The 22,372-nt window shown below is 44.0% G+C and carries 19 protein-coding genes and 1 tRNA gene; 15 read left to right on the forward strand and 5 right to left on the reverse strand.

Going from position 1 to position 22,372, the window contains the following annotated elements; all coding sequences use genetic code 11:
• The 6 genes from tsaB to rnd all read left to right on the forward strand — a co-directional run bounded on the left by tsaB (nucleotide 1) and on the right by rnd (nucleotide 5,524).
• Complete coding sequence (tsaB, locus tag KJB35_RS09585) at nucleotides 1–702, forward strand: tRNA (adenosine(37)-N6)-threonylcarbamoyltransferase complex dimerization subunit type 1 TsaB (protein WP_017819943.1); 702 nt, start codon at nucleotides 1–3, stop codon at nucleotides 700–702.
• A gap of 60 nt (nucleotides 703–762) precedes the next feature.
• Entirely contained in the window at nucleotides 763–1,068 is a 306-nt protein-coding gene (locus KJB35_RS09590) for a hypothetical protein (RefSeq protein WP_017819942.1), read from the forward strand.
• Between the two features lie 41 nt (nucleotides 1,069–1,109).
• Nucleotides 1,110–1,667, forward strand: a complete 558-nt coding sequence (locus KJB35_RS09595) for a Slp family lipoprotein (RefSeq protein ID WP_005382214.1) — start codon at nucleotides 1,110–1,112, stop codon at nucleotides 1,665–1,667.
• 6 nt (nucleotides 1,668–1,673) lie between these two features.
• A complete protein-coding gene (locus KJB35_RS09600; protein ID WP_005382215.1) occupies nucleotides 1,674–2,528 on the forward strand; it encodes an alpha/beta fold hydrolase in 855 nt (284 codons plus the stop codon).
• 106 nt (nucleotides 2,529–2,634) lie between these two features.
• Nucleotides 2,635–4,326 (forward strand): long-chain-fatty-acid--CoA ligase FadD, encoded by a 1,692-nt coding sequence (gene fadD, locus KJB35_RS09605; protein ID WP_005382216.1) that lies wholly within the window; start codon nucleotides 2,635–2,637, stop codon nucleotides 4,324–4,326.
• Nucleotides 4,327–4,405: 79 nt separating this feature from the next.
• Entirely contained in the window at nucleotides 4,406–5,524 is a 1,119-nt protein-coding gene (gene rnd, locus KJB35_RS09610) for a ribonuclease D (RefSeq protein ID WP_031777213.1), read from the forward strand.
• A gap of 77 nt (nucleotides 5,525–5,601) precedes the next feature.
• Here the strand turns inward: rnd and minE are convergent, their stop codons facing one another.
• The 3 genes from minE to minC are packed head-to-tail and all read right to left on the reverse strand — an operon-like array spanning nucleotide 5,602 to nucleotide 7,360.
• A complete protein-coding gene (gene minE / locus KJB35_RS09615) occupies nucleotides 5,602–5,865 on the reverse strand; it encodes a cell division topological specificity factor MinE (protein WP_005388332.1) in 264 nt (87 codons plus the stop codon).
• A gap of 2 nt (nucleotides 5,866–5,867) precedes the next feature.
• Nucleotides 5,868–6,680, reverse strand: a complete 813-nt coding sequence (gene minD / locus KJB35_RS09620) for a septum site-determining protein MinD (protein ID WP_005388331.1) — start codon at nucleotides 6,678–6,680, stop codon at nucleotides 5,868–5,870.
• Nucleotides 6,681–6,697: 17 nt separating this feature from the next.
• Nucleotides 6,698–7,360, reverse strand: a complete 663-nt coding sequence (gene minC / locus KJB35_RS09625; RefSeq protein ID WP_005382304.1) for a septum site-determining protein MinC — start codon at nucleotides 7,358–7,360, stop codon at nucleotides 6,698–6,700.
• A gap of 197 nt (nucleotides 7,361–7,557) precedes the next feature.
• On the opposite strand from minC, the gene KJB35_RS09630 reads away from it, so the two are divergent.
• The 4 genes from KJB35_RS09630 to KJB35_RS09645 all read left to right on the forward strand — a co-directional run bounded on the left by KJB35_RS09630 (nucleotide 7,558) and on the right by KJB35_RS09645 (nucleotide 11,349).
• The gene (locus KJB35_RS09630; RefSeq protein ID WP_005382303.1) at nucleotides 7,558–7,839 is read left to right on the forward strand and encodes a YcgL domain-containing protein; all 282 of its coding nucleotides are present in this window, start codon (nucleotides 7,558–7,560) and stop codon (nucleotides 7,837–7,839) included.
• Nucleotides 7,840–7,887: 48 nt separating this feature from the next.
• Nucleotides 7,888–8,859: a lytic transglycosylase domain-containing protein gene (locus KJB35_RS09635; RefSeq protein WP_005388330.1), complete on the forward strand. Its 972-nt coding sequence runs from the start codon at nucleotides 7,888–7,890 to the stop codon at nucleotides 8,857–8,859.
• 88 nt (nucleotides 8,860–8,947) lie between these two features.
• Nucleotides 8,948–9,892, forward strand: a complete 945-nt coding sequence (locus KJB35_RS09640; RefSeq protein ID WP_064376301.1) for a LysR family transcriptional regulator — start codon at nucleotides 8,948–8,950, stop codon at nucleotides 9,890–9,892.
• A 257-nt stretch (nucleotides 9,893–10,149) separates the two neighbouring features.
• Entirely contained in the window at nucleotides 10,150–11,349 is a 1,200-nt protein-coding gene (locus tag KJB35_RS09645) for a NupC/NupG family nucleoside CNT transporter (RefSeq protein ID WP_005382298.1), read from the forward strand.
• 67 nt (nucleotides 11,350–11,416) lie between these two features.
• On the opposite strand, the gene folD is transcribed toward KJB35_RS09645, so the two are convergent.
• Entirely contained in the window at nucleotides 11,417–12,277 is an 861-nt protein-coding gene (gene folD, locus KJB35_RS09650) for a bifunctional methylenetetrahydrofolate dehydrogenase/methenyltetrahydrofolate cyclohydrolase FolD (protein WP_005382297.1), read from the reverse strand.
• Between the two features lie 203 nt (nucleotides 12,278–12,480).
• Here folD and KJB35_RS09655 point away from each other — a divergent pair.
• A tRNA-Arg gene (locus KJB35_RS09655) sits at nucleotides 12,481–12,557 on the forward strand.
• A gap of 81 nt (nucleotides 12,558–12,638) precedes the next feature.
• Entirely contained in the window at nucleotides 12,639–12,944 is a 306-nt protein-coding gene (locus KJB35_RS09660; protein ID WP_285356941.1) for a hypothetical protein, read from the forward strand.
• A 39-nt stretch (nucleotides 12,945–12,983) separates the two neighbouring features.
• Here KJB35_RS09660 and KJB35_RS09665 read toward each other — a convergent pair whose 3' ends face one another.
• Nucleotides 12,984–13,841: a WYL domain-containing protein gene (locus tag KJB35_RS09665; protein ID WP_285356938.1), complete on the reverse strand. Its 858-nt coding sequence runs from the start codon at nucleotides 13,839–13,841 to the stop codon at nucleotides 12,984–12,986.
• Nucleotides 13,842–14,161: 320 nt separating this feature from the next.
• Here KJB35_RS09665 and dptF point away from each other — a divergent pair, with 320 nt between their 5' ends.
• From dptF to dptH, 3 genes are read left to right on the forward strand one after another with little or no spacing between them, the layout of a single operon-like run.
• Nucleotides 14,162–15,757: a DNA phosphorothioation-dependent restriction protein DptF gene (gene dptF / locus KJB35_RS09670; protein ID WP_285356936.1), complete on the forward strand. Its 1,596-nt coding sequence runs from the start codon at nucleotides 14,162–14,164 to the stop codon at nucleotides 15,755–15,757.
• Nucleotide 15,758: 1 nt separating this feature from the next.
• Nucleotides 15,759–17,099: a DNA phosphorothioation-dependent restriction protein DptG gene (dptG, locus tag KJB35_RS09675; protein WP_225455695.1), complete on the forward strand. Its 1,341-nt coding sequence runs from the start codon at nucleotides 15,759–15,761 to the stop codon at nucleotides 17,097–17,099.
• Nucleotides 17,080–22,224 (forward strand): DNA phosphorothioation-dependent restriction protein DptH, encoded by a 5,145-nt coding sequence (dptH, locus tag KJB35_RS09680; protein WP_285356933.1) that lies wholly within the window; start codon nucleotides 17,080–17,082, stop codon nucleotides 22,222–22,224. The genes dptG and dptH overlap by 20 nt, the downstream gene beginning before the upstream one ends.
• Nucleotides 22,225–22,372: the final 148 nt, after the last annotated feature.

A 22,372-nucleotide genomic window follows, 5' to 3' on the forward strand; every position in this document is an offset into this window, starting at 1 on the left:
ATGAGCGCAAAAATTCTTGCTATCGATACAGCGACTGAAAACTGTTCAGTTGCGTTGTTGGCTAATGATCAAGTGATTTCACGTAGCGCGGTTGCACCACGCGATCACACCAAAAAAGTACTGCCAATGGTTGATGAAGTACTCAAAGAAGCTGGCCTGACTCTACAAGAGCTGGATGCGTTAGCGTTTGGACGTGGTCCAGGTAGCTTTACTGGCGTTCGTATCGGTATTGGTATCGCACAAGGTTTGGCGTTCGGTGCTGACTTACCTATGATCGGCGTTTCAACGCTGGCTGCAATGGCTCAAGGTAGCTATCGCTTACATGGTGTGACCGATGTCGCTGTGGCTATTGACGCACGTATGGGTGAAGTTTACTGGGCACGTTACACTCGCCAAGCAAACGGTGAGTGGGCAGAGATGGATGCAGAGTGCGTAATTCCACCAGCACGTCTCGTTGAAGAAGCACAAGCAGACGACAAAACGTGGACGACAGCAGGTACTGGTTGGGATGCTTACCAAGAAGTATTAGCAGACCTACCGTTTAATTTGACGCATAGTGACGTTCTGTACCCTGATTCACAAGACATCGTGATTCTTGCTGAACAAGAATTTAAAAAGGGTAATACCGTGCCGGTCGAAGATTCGAGCCCTGTTTATTTACGTGATAATGTGACATGGAAAAAACTTCCTGGTCGCGAATAGTCCGTTTTTCATTAACCTGACAAAAAGCAGGGCGTTTGCCCTGTATTTTTATGGAGTGCTATGGCGTCGATTAATGGCTTGCCTCCTTCTTTGATTCCCGGTGCAAATCGCACTCATAAAGCCAGTCAAAAGAAGCAGGTAAATAAATCACAAACAAAGCAGCCTGTAGGTCAGCCTTCAAAGGTTGCTAACGCCGTGGCGCACTCCATAAAACACGTGGATGAGTCCCAAATTCACCGAGCTCAAGTGCAATATGACCTTCCTGAAGGGGGCGCACGTAAAGCAATGGAGCAGTACATGGATGTCATGAATCGAGCTAAAAAAGAGGAACTGGCTCAATTACTTGGTGTCGATATTTACGTGTGAGATCTCCCCAGCTTGGGGTTACTAATATTGAAAGGTGGTTTATGAAGGTTTTTGGACGGTTTTTTCTCGCATTATTTGCTACGGTTGGTTTGTCTGCGTGTAGCTCTTTGCCAGAGGAGCTAAATGCAAGCACAGAATTGGTCGTTACAGACTATAAAGCGTTTGCTGAGTCTCAGGGGCAAGTGAGTGAAGATGTTCGCCTTGGTGGAATCATCGCTAAAGTGGATAACTTTAAAGATAAAACGCGTCTAGAGATTGTAAACCTTCCTATCAGTAAGTCTGGTAAACCTGATATTGATGAAGAGCCTACGGGGCGTTTTGTCGCCTATTTTGATGGCTATTTAGAGCCTGTCGCCTTTAGTGAAGGCCGTTTGGTGACGGTTGTAGGCAAAGGAGCAGGGGAAGAAGAAGGAAAGATCGGTGAGCACGGTTACATCTTCCCAGTAATTAAGGGGGAAGGGTACCGTTTATGGAAAATTGAAGAACGTGTACGCATGTATGACTCGCCAACCTACTTTTACCCATGTTACTCGATTAACTGCCGCATGTGGCGTAATGATTTCCCGCAAGACGGTAAAGTGATAAAACAGGTCAAATAATCTGCGATGCATGAGCGTCAATTCGAGCTTCCTGCCGGCAAAATGGCAGCCCTTGAGATAGGGAACGAGAAAACGGCTGACTTGTCAGTCGTTTTTCTTCATGGGTGGTTAGATAATGCGGGCAGCTTTAAAGCGCTCATGGAGCAGTTGAATCAACTTAATCCTCACTTACACCTCCTCGCCATCGATCATTTTGGTCACGGTTTATCGAGTCATAAATCTCACGATAATTATTACCCCTTTCACGACTATATTGCCGATTTGTATCAGTTTTTGGACGAATTATCACCAAACAGACTGATATTAGTAGGGCATTCACTTGGTGCTTTAATCGCAAGTTGCTATAGTGCAGCGTTTCCAGAGCAGGTCGAAGCTCTTGTGCAAATTGAGGGAGCAGGACCTCTTCATGAGGATCCTACTAACAGTTTGCCTCGTCTTCGCGATGGCGTTTTAAGTCGAATAAGACAGCAAAACAAGCCAGAGCGAGCCATTGCCTCCTTCGATCTGGCGTTAAAATTACGCATGCAAGCCAACCAATTAACCGCTGAGCAACTTCTACCGATAGTCGAGCGTGGAACAGAGCAGCGAGGAGATAAATGGTATTGGCGGCATGACGCCAAGTTAAAATGTGCGTCGCTTTACCGAATGGCGCAAGCGCATGCTAACTCGATTACCAGCCAAATACGTTGTCCTCATTTGATTGTATTAGGCGATCAAGGATTTCAGAATTTACCATCTAACCAAGCTGATTGGGGAGAGAACCCACCGCAAGTGGTTTCTGTCAAGGGTGGTCATCACTGTCATTTAGAGCAAATACTCGAGGTCGCAACGCGAATTCTTGGTGTAGTTAACAAAATTTAAACAAGTGTTTGAGAGTTGCGTGCTCAAGCACGTTCGCTGTGCTGTAATAGCTTTCAAAATAAAAAGGACGCTATTTTTTAGCCAGTTATAAACGAGGAGTAACATCGTGGATAAACCATGGCTTTCACGTTATCCAAGTGACGTACCTGAAACCATTAATCCAGAGCAATATGAGTCTTTGGTAGAAATGTTTGAACAGTCTGTACAAAAATATGCAGACCAACCAGCATTCATGAACATGGGCTCGGTTATGACCTTCCGTAAATTGGAAGAGCGTAGTCGCGCATTCGCAGCGTATCTGCAAAACGAGTTAAAACTGCAAAAGGGTGACCGCGTTGCTCTGATGATGCCAAACTTACTGCAATACCCAGTAGCATTATTTGGTATTTTGCGTGCAGGTTGTATCGCCGTAAACGTTAACCCACTTTACACTCCTCGTGAACTTGAACACCAATTGAATGACTCAGGTGCGACGACGATTGTGATTGTGTCTAACTTTGCGAATACGCTAGAACAAATCGTCGATAAAACACCAGTCAAACACGTAGTGTTAACCAGTCTTGGTCAAATGCTGCCACGAGCGAAAGGTACGATTGTCGATTTTGTCGTGAAGTACGTTAAGGGCATGGTGCCTAAGTACGATTTACCTGGTGCAATCTCAATGCGTCAGGCTCTACGTAAAGGTCGTCGTCTACAATACGTTAAACCGTTTATGTCTGGGGATGACATTGCATTCCTGCAATATACGGGGGGGACGACAGGTGTCGCGAAAGGCGCGATTCTGACTCACCGCAACATGATTGCGAACGTTCTACAGGCAAAAGGCGCGTACGGACCGGTTTTATCTCCGGGGCGTGAATTAGTCGTGACAGCATTACCGCTGTATCACGTATTTGCTCTTACCGTAAACTGTCTGCTGTTTGTTGAAATGGGTGGTCGTAACTTACTTATTACCAACCCTAGAGATATTCCAGGGTTCGTGAAAGAGCTACAAAAGCATCCGTTTACTGCGATTACGGGCGTGAATACCTTATTTAATGCATTGGTCAATAATGAAGATTTCCACGAGTTGGATTTCAGTAATCTACGTTTAGCCGTTGGCGGCGGCATGGCAGTGCAGCGCTCAGTGGCAGAAAGATGGCAAAAGACCACGGGTTGCTATTTGCTCGAAGGTTACGGTCTAACAGAGTGTTCTCCGTTGGTGGCGGCATATCCGCATGATCTTGTTGAATACAATGGCTCTATTGGTCTGCCGGTACCATCAACAGAAGTTCGTATCGTGGACGAAGAAGGTAACGCTCTTGCGAATACTGAAACTGGCGAACTTCAAGTTCGTGGTCCTCAGGTTATGCAAGGTTACTGGCAACGACCTGAAGCAACGAAAGATACGATTAACGAAGACGGCTGGCTATCAACTGGCGACATCGTTAAGTTCGATGACGAAGGCTTCCTGCATATCGTTGACCGTAAGAAAGACATGATCTTAGTATCAGGCTTTAATGTTTACCCGAACGAAATCGAAGACGTTGTAGCACTTCACGGCAAAGTACTTGAAGTTGCTGCTATTGGTCAGCCGCATGAAGTGTCTGGTGAATTAGTGAAGATTTATGTCGTGAAACGCGATCCGAGCTTGACCAAAGACGAAGTGATCGCGCATTGTCGAGAACACTTAACTGGCTACAAAGTTCCGAAGTTGGTTGAGTTCCGCGAAGACTTACCTAAAACCAATGTCGGTAAGATCTTGCGTCGTGTTTTACGCGAAGAGAATGACGCTGAACTTGCGAAGAAAAGCGCATAAGCCGATTTCGTCGAGTCGAGAGATTTAAAAAATGATAGAATGCCAGCGTTTTGCTGGCATTTTTTATAGCGAGAAGTATGTGAACTATCAAATTATTACTAAAAACAAAGACCTAGAAGAGGTTTGCACTCATGCCCGAGAGGCAGACGTAGTGATGTTGGATACCGAATTCGTTCGTATTCGCACTTTCTACCCGCAGTTAGGTCTGATTCAGCTTTTCGATGGTAATCGCCTCTCGCTGATTGATCCGACTGAATTAACGGATATGACGCCGTTTGTAGCGCTATTAAAAGATACTTCTGTGCTAAAAGTGCTGCACGCATGTGGTGAAGATTTAGAAGTTTTCCAAAACGCTTTTGGTTGTACACCATTCCCTATGGTGGATACGCAGCTGATGGCCGCTTTTCTCGGTCACGGCTTATCGACAGGCTTCGCATCGCTGGTGGAAGAATATTTAGGCGTAGAGCTCGACAAAAGTGAATCACGTACCGACTGGATGGCTCGTCCACTGACACAAAAGCAATTAGATTATGCTGCCGCAGATGTTCATTACTTGTTACCGTTATACGAAAAGCTGTTTGATAAGGTGACGCAAGCAGGTTGGTGGGAAGCTGTACAGCAAGAAAGTGATTTACTCGTTTCGAAACGTATTCGCGTAACTAATGAAGAGAATGCCTACCTTGATATTAAGGGCGCTTGGCAATTAAAACCTTCTGAGCTAGCGATTTTAAAGCCATTGGCGACGTGGCGTTATCGTGAAGCAATCAAACGAGATTTAGCGCTGAACTTTATCTTCAAAGAAGGTGATCTATTAACGGTCGCTCGTCTTGGTTTAACGAACTTTAAGAAGATGGAAGCAGAAGATATTGATATCCGAGCGATTAACCGCCATGGCGCGAAGATTGCCGCGATTGTTAAGCAAGCGAAGCAAACACCTTCTGAAGAGTATCCTGCGAAAATTGAGCGTTTAATGGACTATCCGGGTTACAAGCAGGTCTTCAAAAATATGAAAGACTTGGTGAAATCGGCTTCGCAGAAGTCAGGTTTAGCCACGGAGTTCCTTGCCTCTAAAAAGCAGATCAATCAGTTGATCAGTTGGGTTTGGAAAAAAGATCGTGACCCAGAAGTATTGCCTGATTTGATGCAAGGGTGGCGTTTGGATTTACTCGGCGACAAGATGAACAAAGCATTAAAGTAATGAAAGATGAAAAAGGTTGGCCTCGATGCCAACCTTTTTCGTTCTAATTAGAGTATTCGTCTTGCGAGAGAAACTGATTACTTTTCTTCGTCTGGTAGCTTCACATTTAGCTCAAGAACTGAGATATCGTCGTCTTTGTGCTCAAATGTTAAGTCAACCATATTTGGATCAATTGCCACGTACTTGCTGATCACCTTCAAGATGTCTTCTTTTAATTGAGGCAAGTAAGACGGCGCAGGATCATTTTGGCTGCGGCGCTCTGCGACAATGATTTGCAAACGCTCTTTAGCTAGATTCGCAGAAGTTTTCTTCTGTGGACGGAAAAATTCTAATAATGACATGTCTAGCCTCCAAAGAGTCGTTTAAAGAGTCCTTTCTTCTCCTCAGTAAGGAAACGAAATTCAACCTGATTGCCTAATAAGCGATCAACGGTGTCAGAATAAGCCATACCCGCATCGGTGTTATCGTCAAAAGTGACTGGCACACCTTTGTTTGACGCGTTAAGCACGGCTTGGCTTTCTGGAATCACGCCCAGTAGTGGAATATGTAAGATCTCCTCAACGTCTTCAACGCTTAGCATTTCGCCTTGAGTGACGCGAGATGGGTTGTAGCGAGTCAGTAACAGATGCTGTTTTACTGGCTCTAGCCCTTGTTCTGCACGCAGTGACTTAGAATCTAAAATACCGAGAATGCGGTCAGAGTCACGCACAGAAGAGACTTCTGGGTTCGTTGTGACAATGGCTTCATCGGCATAGTACAAGGCCATTAACGCGCCTTGCTCGATACCTGCTGGTGAATCACAAATAATGAAATCAAAGCCCATTTCATCAAGTTCGCCGAATACGCGCTGAACACCATCTTTTGTCAGTGCGTCTTTATCACGAGTTTGAGAAGCAGGAAGAATAAATAGGTTGTCCGTGCGCTTATCTTTGATCAGCGCTTGGTTTAATGTCGCTTCGCCGTTAATGACGTTTACAAAGTCATACACGACGCGGCGCTCACAGCCCATGATTAGATCGAGGTTACGCAAACCGATGTCAAAATCGATCACCGCGGTCTTTTTTCCCTTAAGAGCTAGACCAGAGGCGATGGCTGCGCTTGAAGTGGTTTTACCAACGCCACCTTTACCAGACGTTACTACAATAATGCGTGCCATTTTTTTTCCTTTTTAGATTAAATCGCGAGAACTTCTAAATGTAATGATTCATCGGCTTTACTGATCATTACTTTCTTTTGCCAGTACTCGCTTTCAATTTGATCGCTTAACCAGTAGTCACCCGCAATGGATACCAGTTCTGCTTGTAAATCGTGGCAAATAATACGCGCTTCCTGCTGACCACTTGCTCCTGCAATCGCACGACCTCGAAGTGTGCCATGGATATGAATAGAGCCGTCAGCAATGACTTCAGCACCTGCACTGACGTGCGCCAGCACCACCAAATCACCATCTTTTGCGTAGATCTGTTGTCCTGAGCGGACAGGCGTACGAACTACTTTCGTTGGTGCCATTTTGGCAGGTGCTTGGCTTGGTGATTTGCTCGCCGACATAATGGCGAAGCCAGCTTCGGAAGCAAGGTTTTGTACACGCTTGTCTTTACAGCCCGTTACACCGACCGGAATAAAACCAGCATCTGAGATGCCTTGTTTAAGCTTAGGGAAATCAATGTCGCCTTGTACTTTTGCTATATTGATTACCAAAGGCGCGGATGCAAAAAAAGAAGGTGCTTGAGAAACTTTTTCTTGCAAAAATTCGACAGTCTTTGCGATCTCATTGTCAGAAAGGTGTAAAACTGACAATGTAAAACTGCTACCTTTAAGGTCTGGTGAATGGGTCATCGTGGACTTCTTGCCTTTATTGAAAGAGCGTTGCCTTAAACTAGGTATGTCATGTTATATTTCATCCTTTGACGCAGCAAGTTCTCTCGTGGGCAAATAGGTGAATTAATCTCAAATTTGCTATTAAGTTTGCGAGAATTTGACGTTTTCAACCTAATCCGCACTCAACGCGGCTAAATCAGCATAAAAGGCGTGTCATGCTTTGTTCTATTTATAAAAGCTCGAAAAAAGAAGGTACTTATCTCTATATTCCGAAAAAGGATGATTTTTCACAGGTTCCTGACACCTTAATGCAGATGTTCGGTAAGCCTATCGCTGTCATGACGATTAAACTTGATGGCCGTAAATTGGCACAAGTTGATATCGAAAAAGTGAAGGCTTCATTACAAAATGATGGCTTCTTTCTTCAGGTTCCACCGCCGCCGGAGAACCTATTAGAAAAGTACAAAGAACAAAAAGCCCAGCAGAAAGGCGAATAACGTCATCGTTTTTCATCTGGGATTTCTGCCTTGCTCAAGGAGGGCAATATGAAAAAAATACTGGCTACCATGCTTAGCGTTGGTATGTGTACCTCGGCTTTTGCTAGTAGCGAGGGTTTTGATGAATACTTGAATAAGCTGCGTGCTGAAGCTCGTGATAAAGGTATCTCAGAGCAGGTCATTAGTGCTGCTTTTGCTAATGTTGAGTACAAGCCCCGAGCAGTAAAAGCGGACCGAAACCAACCAGAAAAGAAACTGACATTGGATGAGTACATTCCTCGCGCGGTGCCTGAATGGAAGGTGAAGCAAGCCAGACAACTCTACAAAGAGCATTACACTGAGCTAAAGCGTATAGGCGATGAGTACGGTGTCCACCCGCGCTTTATTGTGGCACTTTGGGGAGTTGAAAGTAACTTTGGTAAGTTTACCGGCAACTTTAAAGTGATTGATGCACTATCCACAATGGCATTTGAAGGCCGTCGTGAAGAGTTTTTCCGTAAAGAGACCATGTCGGCACTTCAGATCCTCGATCAAGGCCATATTGAGCTAGAGAACTTTAAAGGCTCATGGGCTGGTGCGATGGGTCAATGCCAGTTTATGCCAAGCTCTTTCCTTCGTTTTGCTGCTGACGGCAACGGTGATGGTAAAAAAGACATATGGCAATCTGAAGCGGACGTGTTTGCATCAACCGCTAACTATTTGAGCAAGTCTGGTTGGGATGATAAATATACTTGGGGTCGCCAAGTTAAGGTTCCTAAAAATATTGATCGCAGCCTAGAAGGGCGCACGGCTGAAAAAGGCAAATACCTTCAAGAGTGGAGCCAATTAGGTATCACAAAATATGACGGTAGCCCGTTGCCAAAACTGGATGAAGACATCAAAGCATGGTTGATCATGCCGGACGACGAGAATGGTCGTACGTATCTGGTTTACAATAACTACAACGTATTGATGAAGTGGAACCGCTCTTACTACTTCGCACTTGCTGTGAGTCACTTGGCTGACCGCATTAAATACTGATCTGCCATCAAACAATTTGGCATCCAGTCTTCAATACAAGGGCTCTTCGGAGCCCTTTGTTTTTTCTATAACCAAATCGAGGTAAAGCGTGTTATCTGAACGTGCCGCACAAATGGTGATTTTCTCCGCTCTTCTTAAACACAAAAGCTTCACAGCTGCTGCAAAGAGCTTAGGCGTGTCGGTGTCTCATGTGAGTAAACAGTTGAGTCAGTTAGAAGCGTCTCTTGGTATCAAGCTTGTTCAACGCACTACGCGAAGCTTTACGCCGACAGAGGCAGGGAAAACCTTTTTTCATCACTGTGAGCAAGTGGTACAAGCGGTGAGCAGCGCCACATTAGAGATGGAAACCCAGCGGGATGAAGTAGCAGGTTTGGTACGTCTTGGGTTGTCGCAATCATTTGGTACCTTACACATTATTCCAGCGATTCAAGAGTTACGCGAACTGTATCCTCAACTTCAAGTGGAAGTACATCTGTTTGACTATAAGGTCGATATGTTAGCCGAAGGGCTCGATTTATGGGTAACCAACAACGAGCATTTGCCTGAAGGTTACATTGCGCAGCGTTTGACGGATTGCCAGTTTGTTGTTGCGGCATCGCCAGATTACTTATTGAAACATGACACGCCAACAGAACCGGATGACCTATCTGCTCACAACTGCCTCATATACAGAAGCTGGGAGCGTGACTATACGGGGTGGGCGTTTACCAAAGATCAGAAAGAATTGAACGTAAAAGTCTCGGGTAACTATTCAGTGGATCTGGCAGAAGCCGTCCGGGATGCGGCTATTGCAGGTTGGGGTATTGCCTACCTTGCCACTTACTTGCTGGGTGATGAGTTCAGAACGGGTAAGTTAATACAGCTGTTACCTGACTGGAAAGCTAGCCAGTCGATGCCGTTTTATGCGGTATACCCAAGCCGCCAACATATGCCAAAAAAAATATCCGCAGTGATTAACTTTATCAAACAGAAGATCGGCAACCCTTGTCATTGGGACCAACGTTTAGCACCTTACATCTCTATTCCTAAATAACAGGATCAATGACGTTGTAGAACGACACATAAAGTGATTCACTTCACAAAAATTTTTCCTGAACCAGAAACATATTTTCCATATGGAAACAATTAAAATAAGCAAACGTTTATCTTCAATAAATTCAAGTGGTTATTTTATTGGTCAGTTATTGGTCTCTTAAACTTTTCACACTGTTAACATCCTCAACTTGCAGCATTTTGAGTCCGCTATACAATCCGGTGCCTTCCATATCCCCCTTCCGTCGGATTCATTTTATGAACTCAATTATTGGTATCGTAGCCATACTATTCCTAGCATGGCTACTTTCTACAAATAGAAAAAATATAAAGCTGAGAACGGTGTCGTTTGCGTTTGCTTTGCAGGTACTGTTTGCGTTGTTGGTTTTATATGTACCAGCAGGAAGAGATGCGCTGAATTCAGTGAGCAGTGTTGTGTCGAATTTGATCAACTATGGTCAAGAGGGCATTGCGTTTTTATTCGGTAATTTGGCGACAGGGGGCTTCACCTTTGCGATCAATGTTCTGGGTATCATCGTTTTCTTCTCCTCTCTTATCTCAGGTCTTTATCACATTGGTGTGATGCCAAAAATCATTAACTTTATCGGTGGTGGTATTCAAAAGCTGCTGGGTATCGGTCGTGCGGAGTCTTTGTCTGCAACAGCAAACATTTTTGTCGGTACCATTGAAGCACCATTGATGGTAAAGCCTTACCTAAAACACATGACTGACTCGCAGTTCTTTGCAGTTATGACAGGTGGTTTAGCGTCAGTTGCTGGCGGAACGTTGGTCGGTTACGCATCACTGGGTGTCGACCTCAACTATCTTATTGCTGCTGCATTTATGTCGGCACCTGCCGGCTTGTTGATGGCAAAAATTTTAATGCCAGAAGATACGGATAAAGCAGCAGATATCGACATTAGCCAAGTTGAAATTCCACGTGCAACCAACGTAGTAGAAGCATTAGCCGATGGTGCCATGGCGGGAGTACGCATTGCTGTATCGGTCGGTGGTACGTTACTTGCGTTTATTAGTGTCATTGCAATGCTAAACGGCATGTTAGGCTGGATAGGTGATCTTATTGGGACCCCCTTAAGTTTTGAGCTCATCCTAGGTTTTGTGTTTGCGCCAGTCGCTTGGTTGTTGGGTATACCATGGCAAGAAGCAACCACAGCAGGCTCGCTGATTGGTAACAAGATTGTGGTGAATGAGTTCGTCGCTTTCATCCAGCTTGCAGAAGTGAAGTCTCAACTTAGTGAACACTCACAAGCAATCGTGACGTTTGCTTTGTGTGGCTTTGCAAACATCTCAAGCATGGCGATGCTGATTGGTGGGTTGGGCTCATTGGTACCAGAAAAGCGTGCATTTGTTTCTAAGCATGGTTTCCGTGCGATTATCGCTGGTGTCATGGCGAACTTAATGAGCGCTTCCATTGCGGGCGTGATTTTAAGTCTGTAATTGAAATAGATATCAACAATTAGCAAAAAGGCTCCTTGCGGAGCCTTTTTCGTATCTGAAATTTACGTTATTTGTCTGTGTGGAACTGTTCGCAAGCGAGCATCGTGTTCTCAATTAAACTTGCGACGGTCATTGGGCCAACGCCACCAGGAACGGGAGTAATAAAGCTCGCACTTTCACGTGCTTTGTCGTATTCCACGTCGCCAACTAGTTTGCCTGAATCAAGACGGTTAATACCGACATCGACCACCACTGCGCCTTTTTTAATCCACTCACCAGGGATAAAGTTAGGCTTACCAACCGCAACCACGACAACGTCAGCTTGACGCACATGACTCTCTAGGTCTTTGGTAAAACGGTGACATGTTGTTGTTGTGCAGCCCGCAAGCAGCAGCTCAAGTGTCATTGGACGACCAACAATGTTTGATGCACCAACCACAACCGCATGTTTACCACGTAGCTCAATGTTGTAACGGTCGAGTAGGGTAATGATGCCCTTTGGCGTGCAAGAGCGAAGCTTTGGAATACGCTGCGCAAGACGACCAACGTTGTAAGGATGGAAGCCATCCACGTCCTTCTCTGGGTGAATGCGCTCTAAAACATGTGTTGTGTCTATGCCCGCAGGAAGGGGTAATTGCACTAGAATGCCGTCAATTTCATCATCGTTGTTTAATTCATCAATCAGAGCTAGTAACTCTTCTTCTGAGCTAGACGCAGGAAGGTCAAAAGACTTAGAAACAAACCCAACTTCTTCACATGCACGGCGTTTGCTACCGACATAAACCTGAGAAGCAGGATCTTCACCAACTAGAACCACTGCTAAACCAGGAGCACGTAGCCCAGCTTCAACACGTGCTTTAACACGTGCAGCCACTTCGGATCGAACAGTTTGGGAAATGAGAGTTCCGTCTATATTTTGAGCAGTCATGACTTTCCTTATAAATTAAGAAGGCAGATTATCTGCGGCGCATTGTCGCAGAATTTCTTATCAACATCCATACGCAAACGTTTGCTTTGTGGTGTTTTTGAACATTAAGCGTTTTAATGGACTTTTTTTAGGCATTCAGATCAGAATGTTATGAAAACCCGTTGATTTACCCGTTTGAACTCGTATAATCCTGTCCCTGTAGCGCGCCCTTAGCTCAGCTGGATAGAGCACGTCCCTTCTAAGGATGTGGTCATTGGTTCGAATCCAATAGGGCGTGCCATTTATTCTAAAAAGCCCCGATAACTCTTTGAGTTGTCGGGGCTTTGTCGTTTTAGAACCATTAAAATCAGGAGCTTGCAATATGAATCAAGTCATCACGTTGACTGGCGGCAATATACGAAACTCTCATATGTATTTGACTGGTTTTATGGACCAGTTTCCCAAATCAACAGTTGGTGGAAAGAACCGCTCGTTGATTGCTCCCGAGTTGCTAACGATAGAGTTTGCTGGCGTAGGTTCAGTGATAACAGACATCGATGAGACAAAGCGAATTTTCAGAGAGCGTGCGATCCAAAAACAGTTCTTCGAAAAGCACTCTTTAGAAGAAGGCTCCCAAGTAAGAATCACCTCCATTAATGACTTTTCATACCGTGTTTCTGTTGTTTGATATTGGAATTGTTGCCCCATGTTGTAAAAGGGCAATCAATTATAAAAGCCAACGTTTAACCACTTGAGGGTTAGCGACTGTTAGTTGGTATTTCTTTGGAGAGGATTTTAGTTTTCTCTGATCTACGCATATATCTAATCGCTTAACCAAGTACTTAATCAATGCTCTTCGGCAACTGATAGTAAAAGATGACTCATCCATTCCGTAATCTGCTTTAACAATGGTTTGTTGTTCCGGTGTTAAATGCGGATTTGGAATGATTTGGATGGTTTCTTCAATCATCCAGTCTTCATCCGTTTCCATTCCAATGTTCGACTTATCGAGCAGTTCTGGCTCTCCTCGGAAGCGGCTTAAAACAAAATCTAAGAACATTTGTCTATCTTCACAGTAAGCGCGTACATGCCAGCGAAAGCCGTCAAATACGATAGTGTGAGGAACAATGTTTCTACCACGGCCTTTTGGGCTATCCATTGAAACGTACTCAATATCCACACGACGCTTTTCTCTAGCTGCCTGTAGTAAACCACGAACAATGATCGGAGCGACGTTCCTATCTGGAACAGAAAGAACGATAGAATCTGTATGACCTAAGTTTGGTATGTCGAAGCCATCGACGTGCTCGTTGCTGTATTTGTGTAGCAGTGACAAGTATTCGTTTGGTGTGCCTTTTGTGAAGCGAGGGACGAAGTCTTCTGAAGGGCGATAACCCTTGATACTTCTATCGTGGATGAGAGGAGGGAACTCAAACTGCTCTTGAAATGCTTTGATGTCTCGAGATGCTTGTTGTCGCTTTATATTGAATGAGTTACACAAATGATTAGTGGTAACTCGACCTTCCCACAACCCCACTACTTCAATCAGTTTGAAGCGAAGAAGTTGATCCCATTTGATAGTCATTGTGCTGTTTTAATGCCTGAAAATGATACATGTTGATGTATACAGAATATACGTACATTTTTCTTGGGGGTATAGTGCTTACGTCATACGAAAGTTGAAAACTCTGACTCATAGCAATGTCAGTTGGCTCAAATTTTATTAAGGTCAGAATTCAACTTTTGTGTGAGAAGAGTAATATACACTGGTTGCATAAATGGTGGTTGTAAATCATCCATTCAAACCTGATGCATTTCATATACGGTATCGTGTGTTTTCTTCGTTTGGTAATATCTAATCCCACAAAGAAAGTCCGTTTAATCAACCTTTGAAGAGAAAGAACCTTGAATTTAGCACAAGCCCTCAGCATCCTCTCCAAGTCCTCACCCTATGCGGTGAGCACCGAAAGAGAGAAAAATCAAGATCTTCTGGCCGAGTACAAGCATCACATCTATATCGAAACTGAAATTGAAACTGATTTCAAGAAAGCGCTTCTGTCTGCAAAAAAAGATGAAATCATTTTTTTATGTGGCAGTAGTGGCGATGGCAAGTCGGAGATATTGACCCGATATAGCCAAAAACATAGAGCAACGCATGATTTTCATCTTGATGCGACACATAGCTTTAATCCTAGCCAGACAGCGATTCATGCGTTAGATGAGCGTTTCAGTCAATTCAAAAAAAATGACAAGCCACTCGTTGTTGGCATTAATATTGGTATGTTGGGTAACTATGCTGAGGAAGGTGCTGACCAACATAGCAATGTGAAATCGTCGATAAAGGCTTTTTTGGAAAATCAAACGGACGACATTCCAGCAAACCATACATTTCTAGATTTCGAACAGTATCCGAAATTCACTCTTGGCCACGAAGTGAGCACATCCGATTTTGCGGCTCAGTTCCTTGCTCGCTTAACTGAGCCAACTTTAGATAACCCGTTTTACGCGCTCTACGACAATGAAGTGAAAAAATCCGGTCATAGTGTATTGACTGCAAACTACGCTTTATTGGGTTTGGATTCCGTTCAAAAGAACATTATCGCTCTACTACTCAAAGCGCGTTTGATCAAAGACCAATTTTTAACGGCACGTGCTTTACTAGATTTTGTTTTTCAGATCTTAGCAACGGATGGTCACCTTTTCGACAACTTATTCTCTGGCGCGGATAACGAGCTGCTGGAGCACATTCAGAGCTTTGACCCAGGCAATATTCATACTCGCAAGATTGATGAGTTTGTTTTGCAATTTGGTTTAGGCATTGAAGATGAAGGTTTTACTCAGTTGAAAGAACAAGTGAAGCCGCTCGGTGTATTTGACGTATCAAGTGCTACTTCTTATCTGCGCATGGTTTACTTGCTCAAAGATGAAGAGCGGTTTGCAAACGAATACATCAACGAATTGAAAGTCGACTTCGATAACTCCTTAGTTAATCAGTATGCAAATATCTGGTTACTTCATCGGGAATTTGACGGTTCAGCTAAGCAGAGAAGAGATCTCAACAAATTCTATAAAGATATCTTAATTTCGGCTATCCACCGTTACTGCAACCGTAACTCCCCCACGCTTGATAAAGACCAGTTTTTTATCTCGGAATACAATGGATTTAAAACTGCGGCAGAGTTAGAGGTTAAACCTGATTTTGAGTCTATTCAGAAGCAAGGCGTGATTAAGATAGGGGCATTCAATGCTTATATTAAAGTTGATGATCACTCTCTTCTTCCTGTGCCAATAAGTATCAACTTGCTTGAGTTGCTAGAAAAGGTTAATCAGGGATATCGACCGAATAAGCACGATAAAAATGCGGTGCTTTTGTTAGATGAGGTGATTGAACAGCTCATCACTGTTGCAAACGAGAAGAACACCCTGTTTATCCTGAAAAATGATAAGCGCTACAAGATCGTCAATGAAGATGACGAGTATTTCGAAGTGAGTGGTATTTAAGATGACAATGGATAAATACATCAAACCGTTTAATCAGAAATTGCCACAAACGGCGGAAGACGTACCCAATAAAAACAGCTTGAACAGTTATTTGCCAATTCGTACCAAAGGTAATGACTTTGATAGCGACGCGGTGATTGGTCTTGTATTGCGTGGATTATTACGTAAGAAGATTGAAGGCTACAAATACGAGGATTTTGTCTCTGATTGTCAGTCTGCGTTTGAAGAGAAATTAGGCGAAGAAGAGTTTTGGGAAGTACTACGAGAGATGTACTTTGATAACAAAGATATCTTCTCTGTGAGTCCTGAGCTTTTACTATTTCGAGCGCAAAAAGGTGAGTTTTCAGCAGGTGACTCTCGTGTTGCTTCTATGTTTACCAACTTACTTCAGAACATGCGTGTCGAAGAGTTTGATGCAAAACTCAACTTTATCGAGCGAGAGATGCTTTCAACTCTGCGTGGCAAGATGAAAAGTGATTCATCGATGCAATCAAGTGAGCATCCATACCTGCCATACCTATCTAAAGCATTTCGTGATGATTTGAAGTTTTTGGCAAGTCGGCCTAAGTACCTGCTGAGTGAAATTGAATCGTTCTTGTCTTTTTACGGTTTTGCTTACACCGCTCAGTTAAGCCTATCTCTCACAGATTGGCGATCTGGTGAGGAGCCAACAGCGAAGCCGTTGTACTTCATCATGGATCATGAGCGTGCTAGTAATGAACGTACACATATCAAAAATCACGGTTACAAGCTTTTCAATGAATCCGCGACTCGTTTGTTCCCAATGTTGACAATGTTAGAGCTTCTCCAGCCTAGCATGGGTGACAAGAGTGCATCCAAAGTACCATTGTGGGCGATTTCAAAGAGTATTCAAGAATCTCGCTATGAGCACCTAAAGAGCGATTTAGAGAACTTTGCGCGAGCATTTAAAGCACAGCGCGGGCTTGATACATCACTTGATGAATCGGAATCTGCGCTGGACTGGCTTGGCAACATCATGAAGTTAGCCATGGCACAGTTTAGTATCGGCGAGCGATTCAACATCAACAAAAAATACGTTTCTGAAGTAGAAAAGCATCTTGCTGCTCACTTCATTCAAAGCCGAGGTCGCAGTGGCCGAGTGTTGGTACTTAACCAAGACTACATCATCTTGTTAACCAACCTTGTTGTTGGAGAAAAGGACAAACTCCGTTTCCACGAACTGATAGCTGCATTTAAACAGCGTGGCATTTTCGTTGACAAACAAACCGAACAAGAACTAATTAAATTCTATGAGCGCATTGGTAACGTTGAGCGCATGAGTGATAGTGGAGACGCAGTTTATGTCCGTAAAACAATTTGAGGCATTTCTAGTTGAGCAGTTTCTGGCTGATGCTGAAACTCACATCAAGGCAGGCTTCCGCTATCAGTTCAAGTCGCCAGATAGTGAAAATAGTGTACGTTTGTACCAAGCGATGATCGCACATTCACAAAGTAGCATTAGTGCGAGCAACGGTATCGAGCTGCCATTTATTCAGTTGTCTAACTGTAAAATCGTACCTGTTATTCATAGTGAAGATCCTGCTGAGTACCAAGGCTTTACAGAAAACTATATCTCACACCTACGTGATGAAGTTGCAAGCCAATCAGGCTACTTGAAGGGCTGCGCGTTGGTGGTGATTCACAATAGCTTGTTAGATACGTTGATTAACTCGGCAGAGGATCTGGCTCAGTTTGGTCAGGTGTGGAGCCCAAGCAAGATCAAAGCGGCGATGAAAGGACTGATTGATCAACAAGACAAAGGCCGTGATGTGTCTAACTGTCTTTTGGATGATCAGTTTGATGCTATCCTTGAAGATGGCGCGACCATGTTCGGTTTTGAGTCACTATATAAAGCTGTGGAAGATGGTGATTTGCGCTTCAATGAACTTGGTATGTTTGAAGATCCACTCGTTGCAGAGATGAGTGGTAACCCGAAACAAATCAAGAAACGTCTTGAAGACAACCGTATTCTTTATGAAGAACTTTCTTTTGAAGTCGAGCACTTCGGTGATCAGCTTCAGGATCGTTTGAAGTCGTTTGGTGAAAAATTCATTAACGAAAACTTCTCTGAAACAGATGCTTGGAAAGATGTTGAGTTTGAAGCGTTTCTACAAGAGAAAAAACGCAATGCACAGCAGCAACTTGTTCTTGAAGAGGAGCAAGCCAGCGAAGGCACGACCATAACTGCGCGTAACCGCTCAGAAACTAAAGCCGGTATGCGTGATCGTCACCTTATCATTGAACTAGATGAAGGCATCAATGACTTTGAATTGAAGCTGATTTTCCAAGGTGCAAGCAATCTAGATAAAAACCAGTTTAAAATTCAACCTTCCAAAGCACTTGGTAATAAAGAAGTTATTTCAACGCTGAATGGTTTTAAGACTACCCGCGCAAGCTTAAAAGGCACTTACAATAACGAGCCGTTATTTTTCAATTTGGCGTTGAAGCGTGAGAATAAATCAGAGGTATACAACTTTCGTTGCCTCGTTATTCGTAAGGGTGAGTTTTATATCGAGCCGATCAAAAACATCTTTTTGATCGAGCCTAGTCCTGCTAAACAGCGTTTAACGTTGAATATGGAAGCGAATCAGCTTCAAATCCAAGCTGAGGAAGGTGCAGTTTGTGCTCTGACAGATGCCAAACAAGTTGTAAACATTGCTGAATACGCAGTGGTGGACTTTGAGGCGCTTGCCAATGAAGCGGATGAGATTGACTTCGCTGTTAAATCAGGTGACAACCAGCTTAGGTTCAATGTCGAAGGTGCAGTAGCAACAGACTCGTTGAGCTTGCCTTTGCTTCTCAACCGAGGCCGTTACCATAAGTTATTCAAAGATGGATACAACGGCGAGTTTTACTCCCAAAAAGGTAAAGTTGGCATTGATAACAGCGAATTTGTTGTACCTGGTGTTCGTTTAAAACTGCTGCGCTGGGAAGAAGCCTTCATCAATGACAAAGTCGTTTCTTTTTCTGACTGTGACACAATCAAGTTGGATGAGGTGCAAGCCATTGATGACGCAATGCATTCATCCTATGTCGAATTGTATGATTACCTTGAGCAGCGCCGTAGTACGCCATCTCTAGCCTCTTGGGGAGATGATTTCACGACACTTGTACAAAATGTAGTAGATGCAAGTCTTGCTTATTTTGAAGCGATTCCAACGGGCAGTATGCTGACCAAAGAGCAAAAAGTAGCGCTTCAAATTGGTTTGGTTAAATCTGAAGGCGAAGAATATTACTCTCCGTTTCACCCGTTAATCTTGGCTTACTACCTAAACCTACGCAAAGTGATTCGTCAAGATGAAAGCTTTGCTAGCTTGCCAGATGTGACGTTCGAGCGCCTATCGCCTAAAGGCTTATTACCATACGTTTATCATCCTCAGCATGAGTTTTCTTACAACCAACAAGTCAAAGAAAACGCTTTTTGGATCAAAAGTGTCCCTCAAGAGAAGAGCTCACTGACGTTCGTTCGTAAACTCGTCAAAGAAAAAATCGATGAGTTCCAAACCGCATTTTGTCAGTTATTCACAGGTTCTGAGAAGAGCATCATCATTAACGCTGTGAATCAAGACAGCGCAGAAGAACTGTTCATGGGGCTAGTGGATTACATTCGCAGTCACTTGGAACAAGCTGCTTGTATCCACGTAAACCTTTATGATGACAAGTTGACGTTCAACGCTTTTGACCGTTTTGCAGAAGCGGCAAGCTACGACGAGTTAAAGGAAAGCTTAGAGCTAAATAGAAATAAGAAAGTTCGTGAGCTTGCTGACACAATCATAGATATTCTGCGAACCCGCCTCACGTACAGTAAGTTCACCAATGAACAAGCGGAGAAGTATGGTCAGGCTTATGCGCATATTTCATTCTTCCGAAACAACGGCAAAGTGGACTGTGCGGATATAGCGATTGAAGACATGGCTTCGGGGATTGCATGTGACGGCCTATTAACTGGGGATGCATCCGAGAGCAATTCGGGCTCTTACTTTACTGGCTTTGGTTTGAAGGGGATTGATTACCAAGACCATCCACACCTAGTGATGGCGAAGTACGTTGGTGCTTTACTAAAGCCTGCACTAAAGCCAAATACGCCATACAACGGTACTAACGCAGTTGCGCTTGCAGTGAGTGAAGACTTCAAAGGCCTGTTAGAACGCTCATATGATAGCTCCATTTGGACCACCATCATTGATCCAAAAGTGACATTAGACTTCTTCCACAGTAATGAAGATGTGGTGCTGATTCACTATTCCGATCAGTACACCAGCTCATCCAGCTACGATGCGATTACCGTAACGGCACAGCGTGGTCTGTTTGAAAAAGTCATTAAGCAGGGTGATGGTGGGCAAATTAACGAGTTCAATGCCTTTAATGGCGATTGGCTGTTGAAGATGATGACCTGCGCGCCAACCATCAACAAAGAGCGCAAGGGTGTTATTGGTGCTTATAAGTTTGTAACCAGCTTAGTGCATAATTCAGACATTACTTGGGTTCCGCTTTCTGTGGCAGAAATGATCCGTGTTTCAGGAAACATCGGCCTGAAAATGTCCGACAGTGAATTCTCGCGCAACGTTCATGGTTACAAAAAAGGTGAGATTTCTGATGATGTATTGCTCGTTGGTTTTAAAGGGCAAGACATGTACTTGCTGCCAGTGGAAGTAAAAACCGGTTCAATTCCTGACTACAAAAAAGCAGTCAAGCAATCAAAAGAGTTGTTGCGCTACCTGAGCGAAGATCTGCTTGGCAATGACAATCTTGCAAGCAAGCTTTACCGCGGTCTGTTCATGCGTCAAGTGCTCATGCAGGTAGATAAGTACCGTTTGTACAACGTGTTCGCTCCAGACTACTTTGATGCATTGCTAGACAACAAAGAAGAGTGGCTGAAAGGTGATTATTCGTTAGCAAAAGTGGCTGATTACCCAGATGGATTTGTTGTAAGTAATCTTGAGGGCGCAAGTTGCTTGCAACCAGAATACCAAATGTTGGAAGGCGTGCTAAAAGTCGACCTTCCGATGGGCTTGCTTCCTCGTTTGGTCGAAACGCCACTGCAAGAAGTACTTAACGAGTTAGATATCGTCAAGTTATGTCACGTACCGACCGAATATGTTCTAGGTGGAAAAACTCAAGCAGAAGCGCTCGAAGCCGACAGCCAAACAGATGTTACGAGTGAAAACGTACACCAAGAAACAGGTGACTCTGAGGTTGAGCGAAACACCGAAGCTGAAGCGCGTTGCTCTGAGGTCGAAGAAGGACAAACGGCTCCGGAGAAAGACGTTTCGGTGCAAGGTGCTGAAGCAGTAGATAGCTTCAAGTCACAACCATCGGGCACTAACTTAAATGTGCTCTTTGGTCACAATGCTCTAACACAAGCTCCATTGCACTGGGAACCAACCAATACGGCCAAGTTTATGAATACCAACACCGGTATCATAGGCACTATGGGTACGGGTAAAACTCAGTTCACCAAATCGGTGATTACACAGCTTTATCGCAATCGGGCAGACAACGTAAACGGTGCACCAATTGGCATGCTTATTTTTGACTACAAATCCGATTATGTAGACGACAAGTTCCAACAAGCGACAGCGGGTAAGAAGTTTAACCTTCATAAACTGCCATATAACCCATTGAGTTTGTTTGGTGACATGCCAATGCTGCCAGTGCACACTGCGCGTGGTTTTTCTGAAACCATGGGCAAAGCTTTTGGTTTAGGACAAAAGCAGCAACTGCGTTTACGTAAGCTGGTGGGTGAAGCGTATGAGTTGGCTGGTATTCGCAAAGCGGATCCAAGCACTTGGACAAAACCAGCACCGACAATCTCACAGGTGTGGGACTTGTTTATTGAAACTGAACCTGATGAAGATTCGTTATACGCTGCACTTGAAAGCCTATACGAACTAGAGATTTTCGAAGACGACAACACCAAGTGTATAAGCCTTTACGATCTTGTTGATTGCATTACAGTTGTTGAGTTGGCAGGTTACCCATCAGAGATTCAAAACCTCGTAGTGGCATTAACACTGGATTTGTTCTACTCACAAATGCAGAAGAAGGGTAAGCCAGAAGTACAAGGCGATTTCCGACAAATCACCAAGATGATCTTGGTGGACGAAGCCGATAACTTCATGTCTCAAAACTTCCCAAGCTTGCGCAAGATCTTAAAAGAAGGTCGTGAATACGGTGTCGGTGTGATTTTATCGACTCAAGACATTACGCACTTCCAAACTGGTGAGAACGACTACTCAAGTTATGTGCTTACATGGGTAATTCACCGTGTAGCGAAGATTCGCCCACAAGAGCTGAAAGCCATGTTTGGTGTAAACGAAAAAGCCGAGCAAGAGAAGCTGATGGAAACCATCAATAAGCTAGAGAAGCACTACAGCTTATACATTGATGGCGCGAAGAAGATAGTCAAGATGCGAGATAGAGCATTTTGGGAGCTTATCCAATGATTTGATTTGCACTGTGTTGCTTATTGTCGATACAATGCGGTCTGCTTCAACCGTAGCTCTTGAAGCAGTTTCATACTAGCGTCCTTTACTCCTTATTAGAGGCCTAAAGGCGTTACTTACATCTAAAGCCAAAGCACTAAGCCAACTT

This window comes from Vibrio sp. D431a (assembly GCF_030248655.1).
Lineage (GTDB): Bacteria > Pseudomonadota > Gammaproteobacteria > Enterobacterales > Vibrionaceae > Vibrio > Vibrio alginolyticus.